The 12,766-nt window shown below is 71.7% G+C and carries 15 protein-coding genes; 7 read left to right on the top strand and 8 right to left on the bottom strand.

The features are described from left to right. Positions 1–9 precede the first annotated feature (9 nt). Entirely contained in the window at positions 10–1,497 is a 1,488-nt protein-coding gene (locus tag MBA17_RS10945; protein ID WP_455432741.1) for a CoA-acylating methylmalonate-semialdehyde dehydrogenase, read from the top strand. Positions 1,498–1,552: 55 nt separating this feature from the next. On the opposite strand, the gene tuf is transcribed toward MBA17_RS10945, so the two are convergent. Beyond that, a complete protein-coding gene (gene tuf, locus MBA17_RS10940; protein WP_238496226.1) occupies positions 1,553–2,725 on the bottom strand; it encodes an elongation factor Tu in 1,173 nt (390 codons plus the stop codon). Between the two features lie 390 nt (positions 2,726–3,115). Here tuf and MBA17_RS10935 point away from each other — a divergent pair, with 390 nt between their 5' ends. Continuing rightward, positions 3,116–3,811 (top strand): HNH endonuclease family protein, encoded by a 696-nt coding sequence (locus tag MBA17_RS10935; protein ID WP_238496225.1) that lies wholly within the window; start codon positions 3,116–3,118, stop codon positions 3,809–3,811. A gap of 27 nt (positions 3,812–3,838) precedes the next feature. On the opposite strand, the gene MBA17_RS10930 is transcribed toward MBA17_RS10935, so the two are convergent. Both MBA17_RS10930 and MBA17_RS10925 read right to left on the bottom strand, forming a co-directional pair. Then, on the bottom strand, positions 3,839–4,585 hold the full coding sequence (locus MBA17_RS10930; protein WP_238496224.1) for a DUF3152 domain-containing protein: 747 nt from the start codon (positions 4,583–4,585) through the stop codon (positions 3,839–3,841). Positions 4,586–4,632: 47 nt separating this feature from the next. Beyond that, the gene (locus MBA17_RS10925) at positions 4,633–5,187 is read right to left on the bottom strand and encodes a hypothetical protein (RefSeq protein ID WP_238496223.1); all 555 of its coding nucleotides are present in this window, start codon (positions 5,185–5,187) and stop codon (positions 4,633–4,635) included. A 140-nt stretch (positions 5,188–5,327) separates the two neighbouring features. Between MBA17_RS10925 and MBA17_RS10920 the strand changes: the two genes are divergently transcribed. After that, a complete protein-coding gene (locus tag MBA17_RS10920; protein ID WP_238496222.1) occupies positions 5,328–6,530 on the top strand; it encodes an RNA-guided endonuclease InsQ/TnpB family protein in 1,203 nt (400 codons plus the stop codon). A gap of 112 nt (positions 6,531–6,642) precedes the next feature. Next, positions 6,643–7,041 (top strand): PPOX class F420-dependent oxidoreductase, encoded by a 399-nt coding sequence (locus MBA17_RS10915; protein WP_238496221.1) that lies wholly within the window; start codon positions 6,643–6,645, stop codon positions 7,039–7,041. Between the two features lies 1 nt (position 7,042). Here MBA17_RS10915 and MBA17_RS10910 read toward each other — a convergent pair whose 3' ends face one another. After that, a complete protein-coding gene (locus tag MBA17_RS10910) occupies positions 7,043–7,528 on the bottom strand; it encodes a type II toxin-antitoxin system PemK/MazF family toxin (RefSeq protein WP_238496220.1) in 486 nt (161 codons plus the stop codon). 60 nt (positions 7,529–7,588) lie between these two features. Here MBA17_RS10910 and MBA17_RS10905 point away from each other — a divergent pair, with 60 nt between their 5' ends. Continuing rightward, the gene (locus tag MBA17_RS10905; protein ID WP_238496219.1) at positions 7,589–8,029 is read left to right on the top strand and encodes a hypothetical protein; all 441 of its coding nucleotides are present in this window, start codon (positions 7,589–7,591) and stop codon (positions 8,027–8,029) included. A gap of 4 nt (positions 8,030–8,033) precedes the next feature. Here the strand turns inward: MBA17_RS10905 and MBA17_RS10900 are convergent, their stop codons facing one another. Both MBA17_RS10900 and MBA17_RS10895 read right to left on the bottom strand, forming a co-directional pair. After that, positions 8,034–9,206: an acyl-CoA dehydrogenase family protein gene (locus MBA17_RS10900; RefSeq protein WP_238496218.1), complete on the bottom strand. Its 1,173-nt coding sequence runs from the start codon at positions 9,204–9,206 to the stop codon at positions 8,034–8,036. Next, positions 9,203–10,432, bottom strand: coding sequence for a CaiB/BaiF CoA transferase family protein (locus MBA17_RS10895; protein WP_238496217.1), 1,230 nt, complete (start codon positions 10,430–10,432; stop codon positions 9,203–9,205). The genes MBA17_RS10900 and MBA17_RS10895 overlap by 4 nt, the downstream gene beginning before the upstream one ends. A 59-nt stretch (positions 10,433–10,491) precedes the next feature. Between MBA17_RS10895 and MBA17_RS10890 the strand changes: the two genes are divergently transcribed. Then, positions 10,492–11,175 (top strand): GntR family transcriptional regulator, encoded by a 684-nt coding sequence (locus MBA17_RS10890; RefSeq protein ID WP_238496216.1) that lies wholly within the window; start codon positions 10,492–10,494, stop codon positions 11,173–11,175. A gap of 69 nt (positions 11,176–11,244) precedes the next feature. Here the strand turns inward: MBA17_RS10890 and MBA17_RS10885 are convergent, their stop codons facing one another. After that, positions 11,245–11,715, bottom strand: a complete 471-nt coding sequence (locus MBA17_RS10885) for a PPOX class F420-dependent oxidoreductase (RefSeq protein WP_238496214.1) — start codon at positions 11,713–11,715, stop codon at positions 11,245–11,247. Between the two features lie 63 nt (positions 11,716–11,778). Between MBA17_RS10885 and MBA17_RS49335 the strand changes: the two genes are divergently transcribed. Next, positions 11,779–11,907 (top strand): hypothetical protein, encoded by a 129-nt coding sequence (locus MBA17_RS49335; protein WP_274385199.1) that lies wholly within the window; start codon positions 11,779–11,781, stop codon positions 11,905–11,907. Here the strand turns inward: MBA17_RS49335 and MBA17_RS10880 are convergent. Next, positions 11,904–12,743 (bottom strand): siderophore-interacting protein, encoded by an 840-nt coding sequence (locus tag MBA17_RS10880; protein ID WP_238496213.1) that lies wholly within the window; start codon positions 12,741–12,743, stop codon positions 11,904–11,906. The two genes, MBA17_RS49335 and MBA17_RS10880, sit on opposite strands and share 4 nt — an antisense overlap. Positions 12,744–12,766 lie beyond the last annotated feature (23 nt).

The raw sequence follows: 12,766 nt of genomic DNA, 5'->3' as shown, positions 1-12,766 counted from the left end.
AGGGCTGACATCTTGCGAACGATCGGTCACTGGATCGGCGGACGGCCGTCCACCGGCTCCGCCACCCGGCACGCCCCCGTCTTCGACCCCGCCACCGGGGCCGAGCAGGCCCGGGTGGTGCTCGGCGAGGCCGCCGACGTCGACCTCGCCGTCCGCGCCGCGGCCAAGGCGTTCGAGTCGTGGGGCACGGCCTCGCTGACCAGCCGCACCCGCGTCATGTTCCGCTTCCGCGACCTCGTCGAGCGGCACCTCGACGAGCTGGCCGAACTGGTCGCCGCCGAGCACGGCAAGGTCGTCGACGACGCGCGCGGCGAGGTCGTGCGGGGCATGGAGGTCGCGGAGTACGCCTGCGGCCTGGCCGAGCTGCTCAAGGGGGAGTACTCCCAGCAGGCGTCCACCGGCGTCGACGTCTTCTCCGTCCGCGAGCCGCTGGGCGTGTGCGCCGGTGTCTCGCCGTTCAACTTCCCGGTGATGGTGCCGATGTGGATGCATCCCGTCGCCATCGCCTGCGGCAACACCTTCGTGCTCAAGCCGTCGGAGCGCGACCCCTCCGCCTCGATCAGGATCGCCGAGCTGTACGCCGAGGCGGGGCTTCCCGAGGGCGTCTTCAACGTGGTCCAAGGCGACCGGGTGACCGTGGACGCGCTGCTCGACCATCCCGGGGTGGCGGCGGTGTCGTTCGTCGGCTCCACGCCCGTCGCGAGACACGTCCACGAGCGGGCCGGGCGCAGCGGGAAGCGGGTGCAGGCGCTGGGCGGCGCGAAGAACCACGCGGTGGTGCTGCCCGACGCCGACCTCGACTTCGCCGCCGACCAGATCGCCGGCGCCGCGTACGGCTCGGCCGGCCAGCGCTGCATGGCGATCTCGGCCGTCGTCGCGGTCGGCGACGCCGCCGGTCCGCTGGTGGAACGGCTCGCCGAGCGGGCCAGAGCGATCAAGGTCGGCCCCGGCCGGGACCCGGGGTCCGAGATGGGGCCGGTCGTCACCCACGCGTCCAGGGAGCGGATCACCGCGATCATCGAAGGCGCGGACGGCGTGCTCGTGGACGGCCGTGACGTGGCGGTGCCCGGGCATCCGGACGGCTTCTTCGTCGGCCCCACGCTGGTCGACGGCGTCACGCCCGGCATGGAGGTCTACACGGAGGAGGTCTTCGGGCCGGTCCTCGCCGTCCTGCGCGCCGAGACCCTGGACGACGCGATCGAGGTGATCAACGCCAACCCCTACGGCAACGGCACCGCGATCTTCACGAACAGCGGCGAGGCCGCCCAGACCTTCCGGCGCCGGGTCCACGTGGGCATGATCGGGGTGAACGTCCCGATCCCCGTGCCGATGGCCTACCACTCCTTCGGCGGCTGGAAGGACTCCCTCTTCGGCGACACCCACGTCCACGGCCCCGAAGGCGTTCGTTTCTACACCCGCGCCAAGGTGACCACCACCCGCTGGCCCCGATCCACCCCGGCCGGGCACACCTCCCTCAGCTTCCCCACCTCCGCCTGACCCCGGCACCCGTGCGGCGTGTCCACCAGGAACACGCCGCACGGGCGGCGGCAGGTCAGGGAAGGACGGCCAGTACCGTCCCGGCGCCGACGGTCAGCCCGCCCTCGCGGATCGCGAAGCCGAGCCCGGCCTCCAGAGCCACCGACCTGCCCAGCTCGACGATCGCCTCGACCGTCTCACCCGGCAGCGCCGTCCCGTCGCCGGGAAGCTCCATCCGTCCGGGCACGTCGGTCGTGCGCAGATAGAACTGCGGCCGGTACCCGCTGGCGACGCCCGTGCCGCGACCGCCCTCCTGCGCGCTCAGGAAATAGATCCTCGCCGACATCCGGCGATGGGCGGACTGGCTGCCGGGCGCGGCCAGGATCTGGCCTCGGCGCACCTGCTCGCGCCGTACCCCGCGGAGTAGCAGCGCGGCGTTGTCGCCGGCCTCGCCCCGCTCCATCGTCTTGCCGAAGGTCTCCACGCCGGTCACCACGGCGGTGAGCCGCTCGCCCAGCCCGACGGTCTCGACGGTGTCGCCGACCCTGACCGTGCCGCGCTCGATCGCCCCGGTCACCACGGTGCCGCGCCCGGCGACGGTGAGCACGCTCTCCACCGGCATCAGGAACGGCGCGTCCGTGTAGCGGACCGGCAGCGGCACGTGCTCGTCCACGGCCTGGAGCAGCGCCTCGATGGAGTCCACCCACTCCGGGTCGCCCGCCAGCGCCCGCAGCCCGGAGACCCGCACCACGGGCACGTCGTGGTAGCCGTGCTCGGTGAACAGGTCCGCCAGCTCCAGCTCGACGAGGTCGGCCAGCTCCGGGTCGGCGCCGTCGGCCTTGTTGAGCGCGACGACGAGGTGCTCGACGCCCACCCGGCGGGCGAGCAGCACGTGCTCCCGCGTCTGCGGCATGATCCCGTCGCGCGCGGACACCACCAGGATCGCCCCGTCGAGCTGCGCCGCCCCCGTGATCATGTTCTTCACGTAGTCGGCGTGGCCTGGCATGTCCACATGGGCGTAGTGGCGGGTGCCGGTCTCGTACTCCACGTGGGACACGTTGATGGTGATCCCGCGCACGGCCTCCTCGGGGGTCCGGTCGATCCGCTCGAATGGCACGTACTTCGCGCCGCCCCGGTCGCTCAGCACCTTGGTGATCGCGGCCGTCAGCGTCGTCTTGCCGTGGTCGACGTGACCCATCGTGCCGATGTTGAGGTGCGGCTTGGACCGCACATAGGCCTGCTTGGCCATTTCCCTGTCCTTCGATGCTGGTTCCTGCGGTGACCCGCGCGATCGCCCACCCTCCCCCGCCGGGTCACTCAGGACGACCGGGAAAGGGTCAGCGCTCCGCGCCGTCTAGCCGCACGGCGGCCGGCATCGGGGCACGCTCACGCACACCCGCGGCTGCGGGCGTCACGAGACAGGCGTGCCGGAACATGCCCCCAATGCTCAGGTACGGCCCGCCGGACCCGCAACCGGTTTTATCGCCGCGCGGCGAACCGTGGCGGCCCGGCCCGTTCCGGTCAGGGCGGTCGATGGAGCGCGTCGTCCGAAATTCCGGGTTCGAGGGTCGGGATCAGCGGGAATCCCGTTTATAAATCCTCGTCGAGGGGCCTGGAGGCGGCGCTGAGCACGCGAGATGTGGTCACCGTGCTGGCGGCCGCCGTGGTCATGTTGTCGCTGGCGGCGGCCCCGCGCCAGGGCACCGTGGCGCGATTCGCCCCGCTCGACAATCCCAGCGGCACGCAGCCGGGACTCGCGCCCACCACGTCGGCCGGCGACCGGGCGGAGGCGGTCAGGCTGATCAGGAGACTGCCGGTCGACGGCCGCGGCGCCAAGACGGGCTACGAGCGGACCAGGTACGGCGGCGCCTGGATCGACACCGCCCGCGACGTGCCGATGTCGCGCAACGGCTGCAGCACCCGCGACGATCTGCTCGCCCGCGACGGGCAGAAGGTCACGTACCAGAAGGGGTCCGACTGCTTGGTCACCTCGCTGAGGCTGCGCGACCCCTACACGGGCAAGACGATCGAGTGGCGCAGGGACCGCGACGTGGTGCAGGTGGACCACGTGGTCCCGCTCGCCTACGGCTGGCGGATGGGCGCCTCGCGGTGGACGGAGTCCAAGCGGCTGCGTTTCGCCAACGATCCGCTCAACCTGCTGCCCGTGCTCGGCACGGTCAACGAGGCGAAGGGCGGCTCCGGGCCCGCCTCGTGGCTGCCGCCCTCGCGCCGGGCCCGCTGCTCCTACTCCGTCCGCTTCGCCCAGGTCGCGCTGAAGTACCACCTGCCCGTGACGAGACGTGACAAGGCGGCGATGCTCGCCCAGTGCCGGTGACCCTCCGCGGAGCCGGGTACGCCCGGCTCATCGCACCTTTCCCGCCGTGAGGGCGGGCGCGTCCGGGTTCGGCCAGGGGTTGGGGCGGCACCCGCCGAGGGACTTGGTCTGCTGCGCCATCACCGGGGCCCGCCTGCCGGGCCCGGGGCAGGACTCGTGACCGTGGCCGAGCGCGTGGCCGACCTCGTGGTTGACGACGTACTCGCGGTAGGAGGCGAGGTCCCCGCCGTACTCCTTGACGCCGTGTGCCCAGCGCATCGCGTTGATGACCGAACGCGTGCCGTTCCAGCAGGACAGTTCGCCGCCCGTGCGCAGCGGCAGGCACTGGGCGTCGGTCAGCGCCGGGCTCGACAACGCCACCCTGACCCGCGCCGGAGGCCGGTCCACGCGCTGGAAGCGGTGACCCCAGCCGCGCGGGTCGTTGAGGATGCGGTGCACGGCGGCGGCGAACGCGCGCGGCCGGAAGGGCAGACCCCGCTCCACCTCCACCAGGTAGCGGACCACCTGCCCGCGCCCGTGCCCCGGAGGTGCAGTGCCGGAGACGACGCGGAAACGGCCACTCGCCGACCTCGGCACCCGCGTGACCTTCCGCTCCTTCCGCTCCTTCCGCTCCTTCCGCGCGGTGGCGGGCGTCGCCGAAGGGCTGACCGCGGGCGTGGCGCGCGGCGGCGGAGGGCCGGCGGCAGGAGGCGGTGACGGCGGGGGCGTGCCGCGGAGGAGCAGGAGCAGCGCACCCGTCGCGAGCACGCAGACCAGGAGCACGATTCGCCGCACCGGCCCGCCTCCCCATCGCGATTGGGGAGGGTTTGGTCATACCCGGTCTAGGTCGTGGTGATTCGTCGCCAGAGGGGATCGCGGTAGAGCACCATGGAGCCGTCGTTGCCGAGCAGCTCGTCGGGGGCCGAGACCATGACGAGCTCGCCCTCCTGTTCGAGCCGGAGGAGCAGGTCGCGGACCCGGGGGCCGACCGGCAGCCGCCCGGCGGGCAGGCCGAGCATGCCACGGACCGCGTCGGCCGCCTGCGACAGCGCGAACGGCTCGGGAAGCCGCCTGGTCACCTGCCGCACCAGGCCCACCGTGATCACCTGCTCGGCCTCGCCGTACGCCGTCTCCCACATCAGCTGGGCGCCGCGCCGGCCGGTGCCCGCGCAGGCCCGGCACGCCTCGGTGAACCCCGGGAGGACCTCGCGCGACGCCCGGCCGAAGCACGTCGAGCACTGGTCGGTCTCCATCGCGTGCAGCTCGGCCTTCACCCGCTCGCCGAGGGGGATGCCGCAGGCGCAACGGTAGGTCCGGTGGGCCCCGTCGAGCAGGGCACGATCGTCGGCATCTTCGGGGATCTCGTCCCAGTCCACGGAAATCGGGTGCTCGTTCATCGAGAGCTCCTTCGCTGGAGACCCTGGGCTTCAGCCCTGGGGAGGAATGCGAACCCGCCGCGTAGCGGCGTAAGGGAGGTCGGTCCGCGGTCATGGCGGAATGACATACCCAGGGGCGGTGTCGTTGTTAGGTTCCTGGTGTGCGGACGGCGTACAAGTGTCGGGCCTACCCGACCCCCGGACAGGCGGCGGCGCTGAACCGCACGTTCGGGTGTGTGCGCGTGGTGTGGAACCAGACCCTCGCCTGGCGGCGCCGCCGCTGGCATATCGAGCGGGTGTCCACGGACATGTCGCAGGCCAGCGCGTTTCTCACCGGGCTGAAACGTGCCGAGGGGTATGCCTGGCTGAACGAGGTGTCCTCGGTGCCGCTGCAGCAGGTGCTGCGCACCCAGCAGCAGGCGTTCGCGAACTTCTTCGCCCGCCGGGCGAAATACCCGCGTTTTAAGTCGCGGCACGGCCGGCAGAGCGCGGAGTACACCCGCAGCGGGTTCCGCTACCGCGACGGGCGGCTGCAGTTGGCGAAGATGGATACACCACTTGCGCTGGTGTGGTCCTGGCCCGGGGTGGACCCGGCGGCGATCGACCCGTCCACGGTGACCGTCTCCCGCGACCCCGACGGCCGCTGGTACGTCTCGCTGGCCGTCGAGGTCGCCGACCCCGGGCAGGCCCCCGCGACCGGCGTGGTGGTCGGGATCGACCTGGGCATCAAGGACTTCGTGGTCACCTCCGGCGGGCTGAAGGTCGCGAACCCTCGGGCTTTGGCCGCGCGGGAACGTAACCTGGCCCGGTATCAGCGCAGGATGGCCCGCAAGGTGAAGGGCTCGAACAACCGGGTGAAGGCGAAGGCGAAGGTCGCCCGGGCGCATCGGAAGGTCCGCGCGTCCCGCACGGATTTCCTGCACCGCACCTCGGCCGGGCTGGTCCGCGACCACGATGTGATCGTGATCGAGGACCTGGCGGTGCAGAACATGGTCCGCAACCGGTCGCTGGCCAGGGCGATCTCCGACTGCGGCTGGGGCGCCTTCCGCCGGATGCTCGAATACAAGTGCGCCAGGTACGGCCGCCGTCTGGTCGTGGTGGATCGCTGGTTTCCCTCCTCGAAGACGTGTAGCGGGTGCGGGCATCTGCTCGCGAAGCTTTCGCTTTCCATCCGGACGTGGCAGTGCCCGTCCTGCGGCACCCGGCACGACCGGGACGTCAACGCCGCGAAGAACATCCTGGCGGCAGGTCGTGCCGTGACCGCCTGTGGAGGTGACGTCAGACATTCCGGGCCTGCCCGGGTGCGGTCGCCGGTGAAGCAGGAAACCCAGCCTGTGAAGGTTGGAATCCCCTGCCTTCTTTAGGCGTGGGGAGGAAGTCAACGCCGCCACACTACCGAGCGGTCACCGGAATGGATCGCCCCGCTGCGCTGTTCGATCCGGGCGGAGACACGTTGTCGAGATCATGGAGGTTGACATGGGGAAACTGCCAGCAGGCGCGCAGGAACTGCTCCGCAAGCCGGTGCACGCGTGGGTCACCACCGTCCGGCCCGACGGATCGCTGCACAGCACGGTGGTCTGGGTCGACCTCGACGGTGACGAGATCATCTTCAACACGGCCGTCGGCCGGGCCAAGGAACGTCACCTGCGCGAGGACCCCCGGGTGTCGGTCAGCGTCCTGGACCCGGCGGACCCCTTCCACCTGGTGAGCGTCTCCGGCGAGGGCAGGCTCGATCTGGAGGGGGCCGACGACGTGATCGACGGCCTCGCCAAGAAGTATCTGGGCGTGGACAGCTATCCCTACCGGAGCCCGGACGAGCAGCGGATCAACGTGCGGGTCACGCCCGACGACGTGATCTTCAGCGCCGGGCGCTGAGTCACCAGCCGTACCTCGCGCGCAGAGCCGCGGCGACCTTGTCGAAGGGGGCGCGGCCGAGCGCGGCGGCCTCGCGCCGCATGCCATCGGGATGCACCCGCAGGATCCGGCTCGTGTCCACCCACGAGGGCCGGTTCTCCCCGTCCCAGGAGCCACGGCCGATGGCGACCCAGCCGGGGTCGCCGTCGTGGTTCCTGCTGGAGAGCTGAACGGCCAGCAGGGTGCCGGCTGTCTCCTGGGCGACGATGAGGACCGGCCGGTCCTTGCCCCTGCCGCGGTCCTCCTCGAACGGCACCCAGGTCCAGACGATCTCGCCGGGGTCGGGGTCGCCGTCGGTGCTCGGGTTGTAGGTGACGCGGACCCGGCCGACCCGCCCGGCCGACCCGGTGGAGTGCGGCCCGGTGGAGTGCGGCCCGGCCTGTCCGGGAGGGGCCGCCGGGCGGCGACGGAACAGGAGTCTTCTGAGGAGATCACGCAGACGGGACACTGCGGCACCCTACCGCCTGCCGGTGAACCCGGCGGGCGGGAGGTGCGTACCTCAAGGGTGTTGACATATCTTCGCCAGACCGCGCTGCCCGCCACGCTGCTGATCCTCGCCGCCGCCTGCGCGTCGGCCTGCTCCGCGGCTCCGGCCGCCGACGCCCCGAAGAAGGCTCAGGCGGCCGTACCCACGGAGACCGGCCCGCCGCCCACGGTGGAGGAGCTCGCCGCCCAGGTGGGATGCAAGCCCCGGATGCAGGTCGACGCCGAGGAACTGCGGACGGGCTACTGCAAGACCGAGCTCGGCAGGTTCTTCCTGTCCACCTTCGCCACCCAGCAGGGCAAGGACGAGTGGATGGACCGTGCCCCCGAGTACAACCCGCATCTCGTCGGCAACCTGTGGACCGCGCTCGCCGACCGGGCCGTGCTCGACCGGCTCCAGGCGGAGATCGGCGGCGACCTGCACCTGAAGGACCACCGGGTGACCCCGACCCCGTCTCCCGGCTAGCCGGTCAGCGGAAGGCCGGAGTGCCGGTGAGGACCTGGCCGAGGGTGAGCGCGTGCACCTCCTCGGTGCCCTCGTAGGTCGCGACCGACTCCAGGTTGAGCATGTGGCGCATGACGGGGTACTCCAGCGTGATGCCGTTGGCGCCGTGCACGCCCCGGGCCACGGCGGCGACCCGCTGGGCGGCCCGGACGTTGGCGAGCTTGCCGAAGCTGATGTGGGAGTGGTGCGCCCGGCCCTCGTCCTTGAGACGGCCGATCCGCAGCGCCGTCATGGTGGCGTGGTTGACGTCGATGAGCATGTCCGCGAGCTTGCGCTGGGTGAGCTGGAAGCCGGCGATCGGGCGGCCGAACTGCGTGCGGCTCTCCGCGTAGTCGAGCGCGGAGGTGAAACAGGAGCGCGCCGCCCCCGCCGCGCCCCACACGATGCCGTACCGGGCCTCCGACAGGCACGACAGCGGCCCTCGCAGGCCCTCCGCGCCGGGAAGCAGGGCGTCACCGGGCAGCCGCGCGTCCTGCAGGACCAGCTCGGAGGTGATCGAGGCGCGCAGCGACAGCTTCTTGTGGATCACGTTGGCGGAGAAGCCGGGGGTGTCCCGGGGCACGATGAAGCCGCGGATGCCGTCGTCGGTGGCCGCCCACACGACGGCGACGTCGGCGACGGAGCCGTTGGTGATCCACATCTTGGTGCCGTTCAGGATCCAGTCGGAGCCGTCGCGCCTGGCCCTGGTCCGCATGGAGCCGGGGTCGCTGCCCGAGTCGGGCTCGGTCAGGCCGAAGCAGCCCAGGGCGTCACCGGACGCCATCCTGGGCAGCCACTCCTGACGCTGCTCCTCGCTGCCGTAACGGTGGATCGCGGTCATCGCCAGCGAGCCCTGCACGGAGACGAAGCTGCGCAGCCCGCTGTCGACCGCCTCCAGTTCGCGGCAGGCCAGGCCGTAGCTGACGGCGTTGGTGCCCGCGCAGCCGTACCCGGACAGGTGCATGCCGAACACGCCGAGCGCGCCCAGGCCCTTGGCGACGCCGCGCGGGTCGGGAATCGTGCCGGCGTCGAACCAGTCGGCGACGTGCGGGAGCAGTTCGGCGGTGGCGTAGTCGCGCACCGTGTCGCGGATCGCGCGCTCCTCGTCGGTGAGGTCGTGATCGACGGCGAGAAAGTCGTGTGCGTCGGGTGTGTTCAACGGTTCGCACCTTCCTGGACGGGCGTCTTGGCCTGGACGGGCGTCTCGGCCTCGGCGGGCATCTGGGCTTGACGGACCACGCCGTCGCTCTCCAGACGGCGGATCTCATCGGGGGTCAGGTCGAGCTCGGCCAGCAGTTCCCTGGTGTGCTGACCCTGTAGCGGCGGGGGTTCGGTGCGGGGCGTGCCGCCGGCCAGCGTGAAACCGGTGCGCATCAGCTCCAGTAGCCCGGCGGTCGGATGGTCCACGGTGATCGTGGCGGGATCCTCGGCGGCGCGGATCGCCTCCAGCACGCCGCGGATCTTCCCGACGGGCACGCCCGCGTCGAGCAGCACCGTGGTCCACTCGGCGGCGGTCCTGGTCAGGAAGACGGCCTCCAGTTCGGGGATCAGCTCGTCCCGGTGCTCGATCCGCAGCGGATTGGTGCCGTAGCGGGGGTCGGCGGCCAGATCGGGGCGGCCGATGGCCACGCACAGGGCGCGGAAGAGCGCGTCGTTGCCCGCCGCGACGGTGAAGCCGCCGTCGGCGGCCTGGAACGTCTGGTACGGCACGACCGTCGGGTGCGCGTTGCCGTAGCTCACCGCCTCCTGCCCGGAGACCAGCGCGCTCTGCGCCACGTTGCCCAGCGCGGAGAGGGCCGAGTGCAGCAACGACACCTCCACCCGCTCACCGGCGCCGGTGAGCGCCCGCCGGTAGAGCGGCCCGAGGATCGCCACCGCGGCGTTGAGCCCGGCCAGCACGTCGGCGATGGCCACGCCCACCTTGGTCGGGGTTTCGCCGGTGATGTGCATCAGCCCGCTCTCGGCCTGCACGACCGCGTCGAACCCCGGCCGGTCGTCCTTGCCGAACCCGGTGATCGAACAGTAGACGACGCCGGGGTTGCTCAGCCGTACGGACTCGTAGCCGATGCCCAGGCGGTCGGCGACGCCCGGCCGGAAGTTCTCGATGATCACGTCGGCGCGCTCGCACAGGCGGGCGGCGACACGGCGGCCCTCCGGGTGCTTCAGGTCGAGCGCGATGTCGCGTTTGTTGCGGTTGACCGACAGGTAGTAGGCGGCCTCACCGCCCGCGGACGGCGGCCCCCACGCCCGCGTCTCGTCGCCGAGCCCGGGATGCTCGACCTTGACGACGTCGGCGCCCATCTCGGCGAGCAACATGGTCGCGTACGGCCCGGCGAGCACGCGGGAGAAATCGGCGACCCGGATCCCGGTGAGGGGACCGCTCATCAATGTCCTCCATAAGTTGGATCCAATATTAAGTCTTCAATCTGTGACAGGATAACCCCATGACGGACAGCCGCGTCGGACCGCCCCAGACCACCCAGCAATACGTGCTGGGAGAGCTGCGGCGGGCGATCCTCAGCGGAAGCCTGGCCCCGGGCAGCCCGATCAGGCAGGACGCGCTGGCCGAGCAGTTCGGGGTGAGCAGGGTCCCGCTGCGCGAGGCGTTGAAGATCCTGGAGGGCGAGGGCCAGGTGATCTATCGGCCGCGCCGGGGATACGCCGTGGCCGAGCTGGCGCTGGCGGACTTCCTGGAGGTCTACCGGATCAGGCAGATCCTGGAGGAGGAGGCGGCCAGGCAGGCGATCGGCCGGATCACCGAGGAGGACATCGAGCGGCTGGAGGAGGCGCACGCGGACGTCGTGGCCGCCGGGCGGGCCGGTGAGATCACCGCCATGGCCGCCGCCAACCGCCGCTTCCACTTCACCCTGATCGACGCGGCGGGCATGCCCCGGATCCGCCGGTTCCTGCGCATCCTCTGGGACGCCACCGACGTCTACCGCTCCCTCTACTACGGCGACGCCGGCAACCGCGACCGGGTCGACCACGAGCACCACGCCATCATCGACGCCGTCCGGGCCAGGGACGCCGACGAACTGGTCCGCCGCCTGGACGAGCACCGCTCGGGCACCATCGAGACCTTCAGCGCCTTCATCGAGGGACGCGAGGTCCGGGACGGCCATCACTGAGACGGCCGGAATCGGCGGGCCGGCTCGACCGGCGCCCCGCGATCGAGGTGCTGCTCGCGGCGGGCGCGGTCAGTGCCCGCCACCGAGCCGGGCGGGGAAGCCCCCGGTCGCCACCGGCCCCCAGCTAACGGGTGTGATGCGCAGCAGCGACTTGTCCTGCTTGACCATGGCCGCGCGGTAGTCGTCCCAGTCGGGGTGCTCGCCGGAGATCGACCGGTAGTAGTCGACCAGCGGCTCCAGCGCCTCCGGCATGTCGAGCACCTCCGCCTCCCCGTCGACCTGCACCCACGGCCCGTTGAAGTCGTCGGACAGCACCACCACGCTCACCCGGGGATCCCGCCGCGCGTTCACCGCCTTGGCCCGCTCCGGGTAGGTGGACACCACGATCCGCCCGGCCTCGTCGAGGCCGCAGGTCACCGGCGACGCCTGCGGCCCGCCGTCCCGCCGGGCGGTGATGACCAGCGCCCGGTGCCGGTCACGCACGAAGTCGAGCAACTGCTCCCGGGAGACGACCTCTGTCGTCGCGATCTTCGGACTCATACCTTCACTGTACGGCGAGCCACACCGGCGACCCGGGTGGGGCAGCCGCCTCCGGGGAGGGCCGTGTCAGCACGGCCCGGCACGGCGACCGCCCCCGCCACCATCGAGGGCGGCGACGTGCCAGCACGGTCCGGCACGGCGACTGCCCTCGTCACCATCGAGGGCGGCGACGTGCCGGCGCGGGCAGACTAGGAGCCGCCCTCCTCTTCCTCGATCCGCTTGTTCCACTCGCGCTTGGAGGACTGCCAGCCGTCCTCGTCGCTGCCGCGCCGCCAGTAGCCGGAGATGGACATCCGCTCCAGCGGAACGCCCCGCTCATTGCGCAGGTGACGGCGGAGATCCTTGACGAAGTGGGCTTCGCCGTGGACGAACACGTGCACGTCGCCCGCGGGGAAGTCGAGGGAGCGAACGGCCTCCGTCAGAGCCTCGCCGACAGGCGCGTCGCCACGGTGCAGCCAGACGACGGAGACCTCACCGGCGGTGTCCAGCTTCACCTCCTCCAGCGGGCCCTCCACCTCGACGAACACCCTGGCGGGCGCACCGGCGGGGAGCCGTTCCAGCGCGGCGGCGATGGCCGGCAGCGCGCTCTCGTCGCCCGCGAGCAGGTGCCAGTCGGCGGCGGGGTCGGGGACGTAGGCGCCACCGGGACCGGCGAAGTGGAGCACCTGGCCCGGCAGCGCGGCCTTGGCCCACGGGCCGGCCAGTCCTTCGTCGCCGTGGTAGACGAAGTCGATGGTCAACTCCAGGCTGTCCGGGTCCCACCGGCGTACGGTGTAGGTGCGCGAGCGCGGCCACTCCGCACGGGGCAGATCGCGGCGGATGACCGCCATGTCGAACGGCTCGGGATAGCTCACCCCCGGCACCGGGAACTGCAGCTTCACATAGTGGTCGGTGAAGTCGCCCGCGCCGAAGCCGCGCAGCCCTTCGCCGCCGAGGACCACCCGGATCATGTGCGGGGTCAGCTGTTCCACCCGGCGTACGACACCCCGGATGGTCTTGGGCGCCTTGCGCGCCGGTGCCTCTGCCATCAGCCACTCCGATCAATCGACTT

The organism is Dolomitihabitans soli (genome assembly GCF_022213955.1).
In the GTDB taxonomy this organism is placed as follows: Bacteria; Actinomycetota; Actinomycetes; order Streptosporangiales; family Streptosporangiaceae; genus Streptosporangium_A; species Streptosporangium_A soli.
Note: the sequence above shows the minus strand (reverse complement) of the source record. Positions and strands in the feature narration are given on the sequence as shown.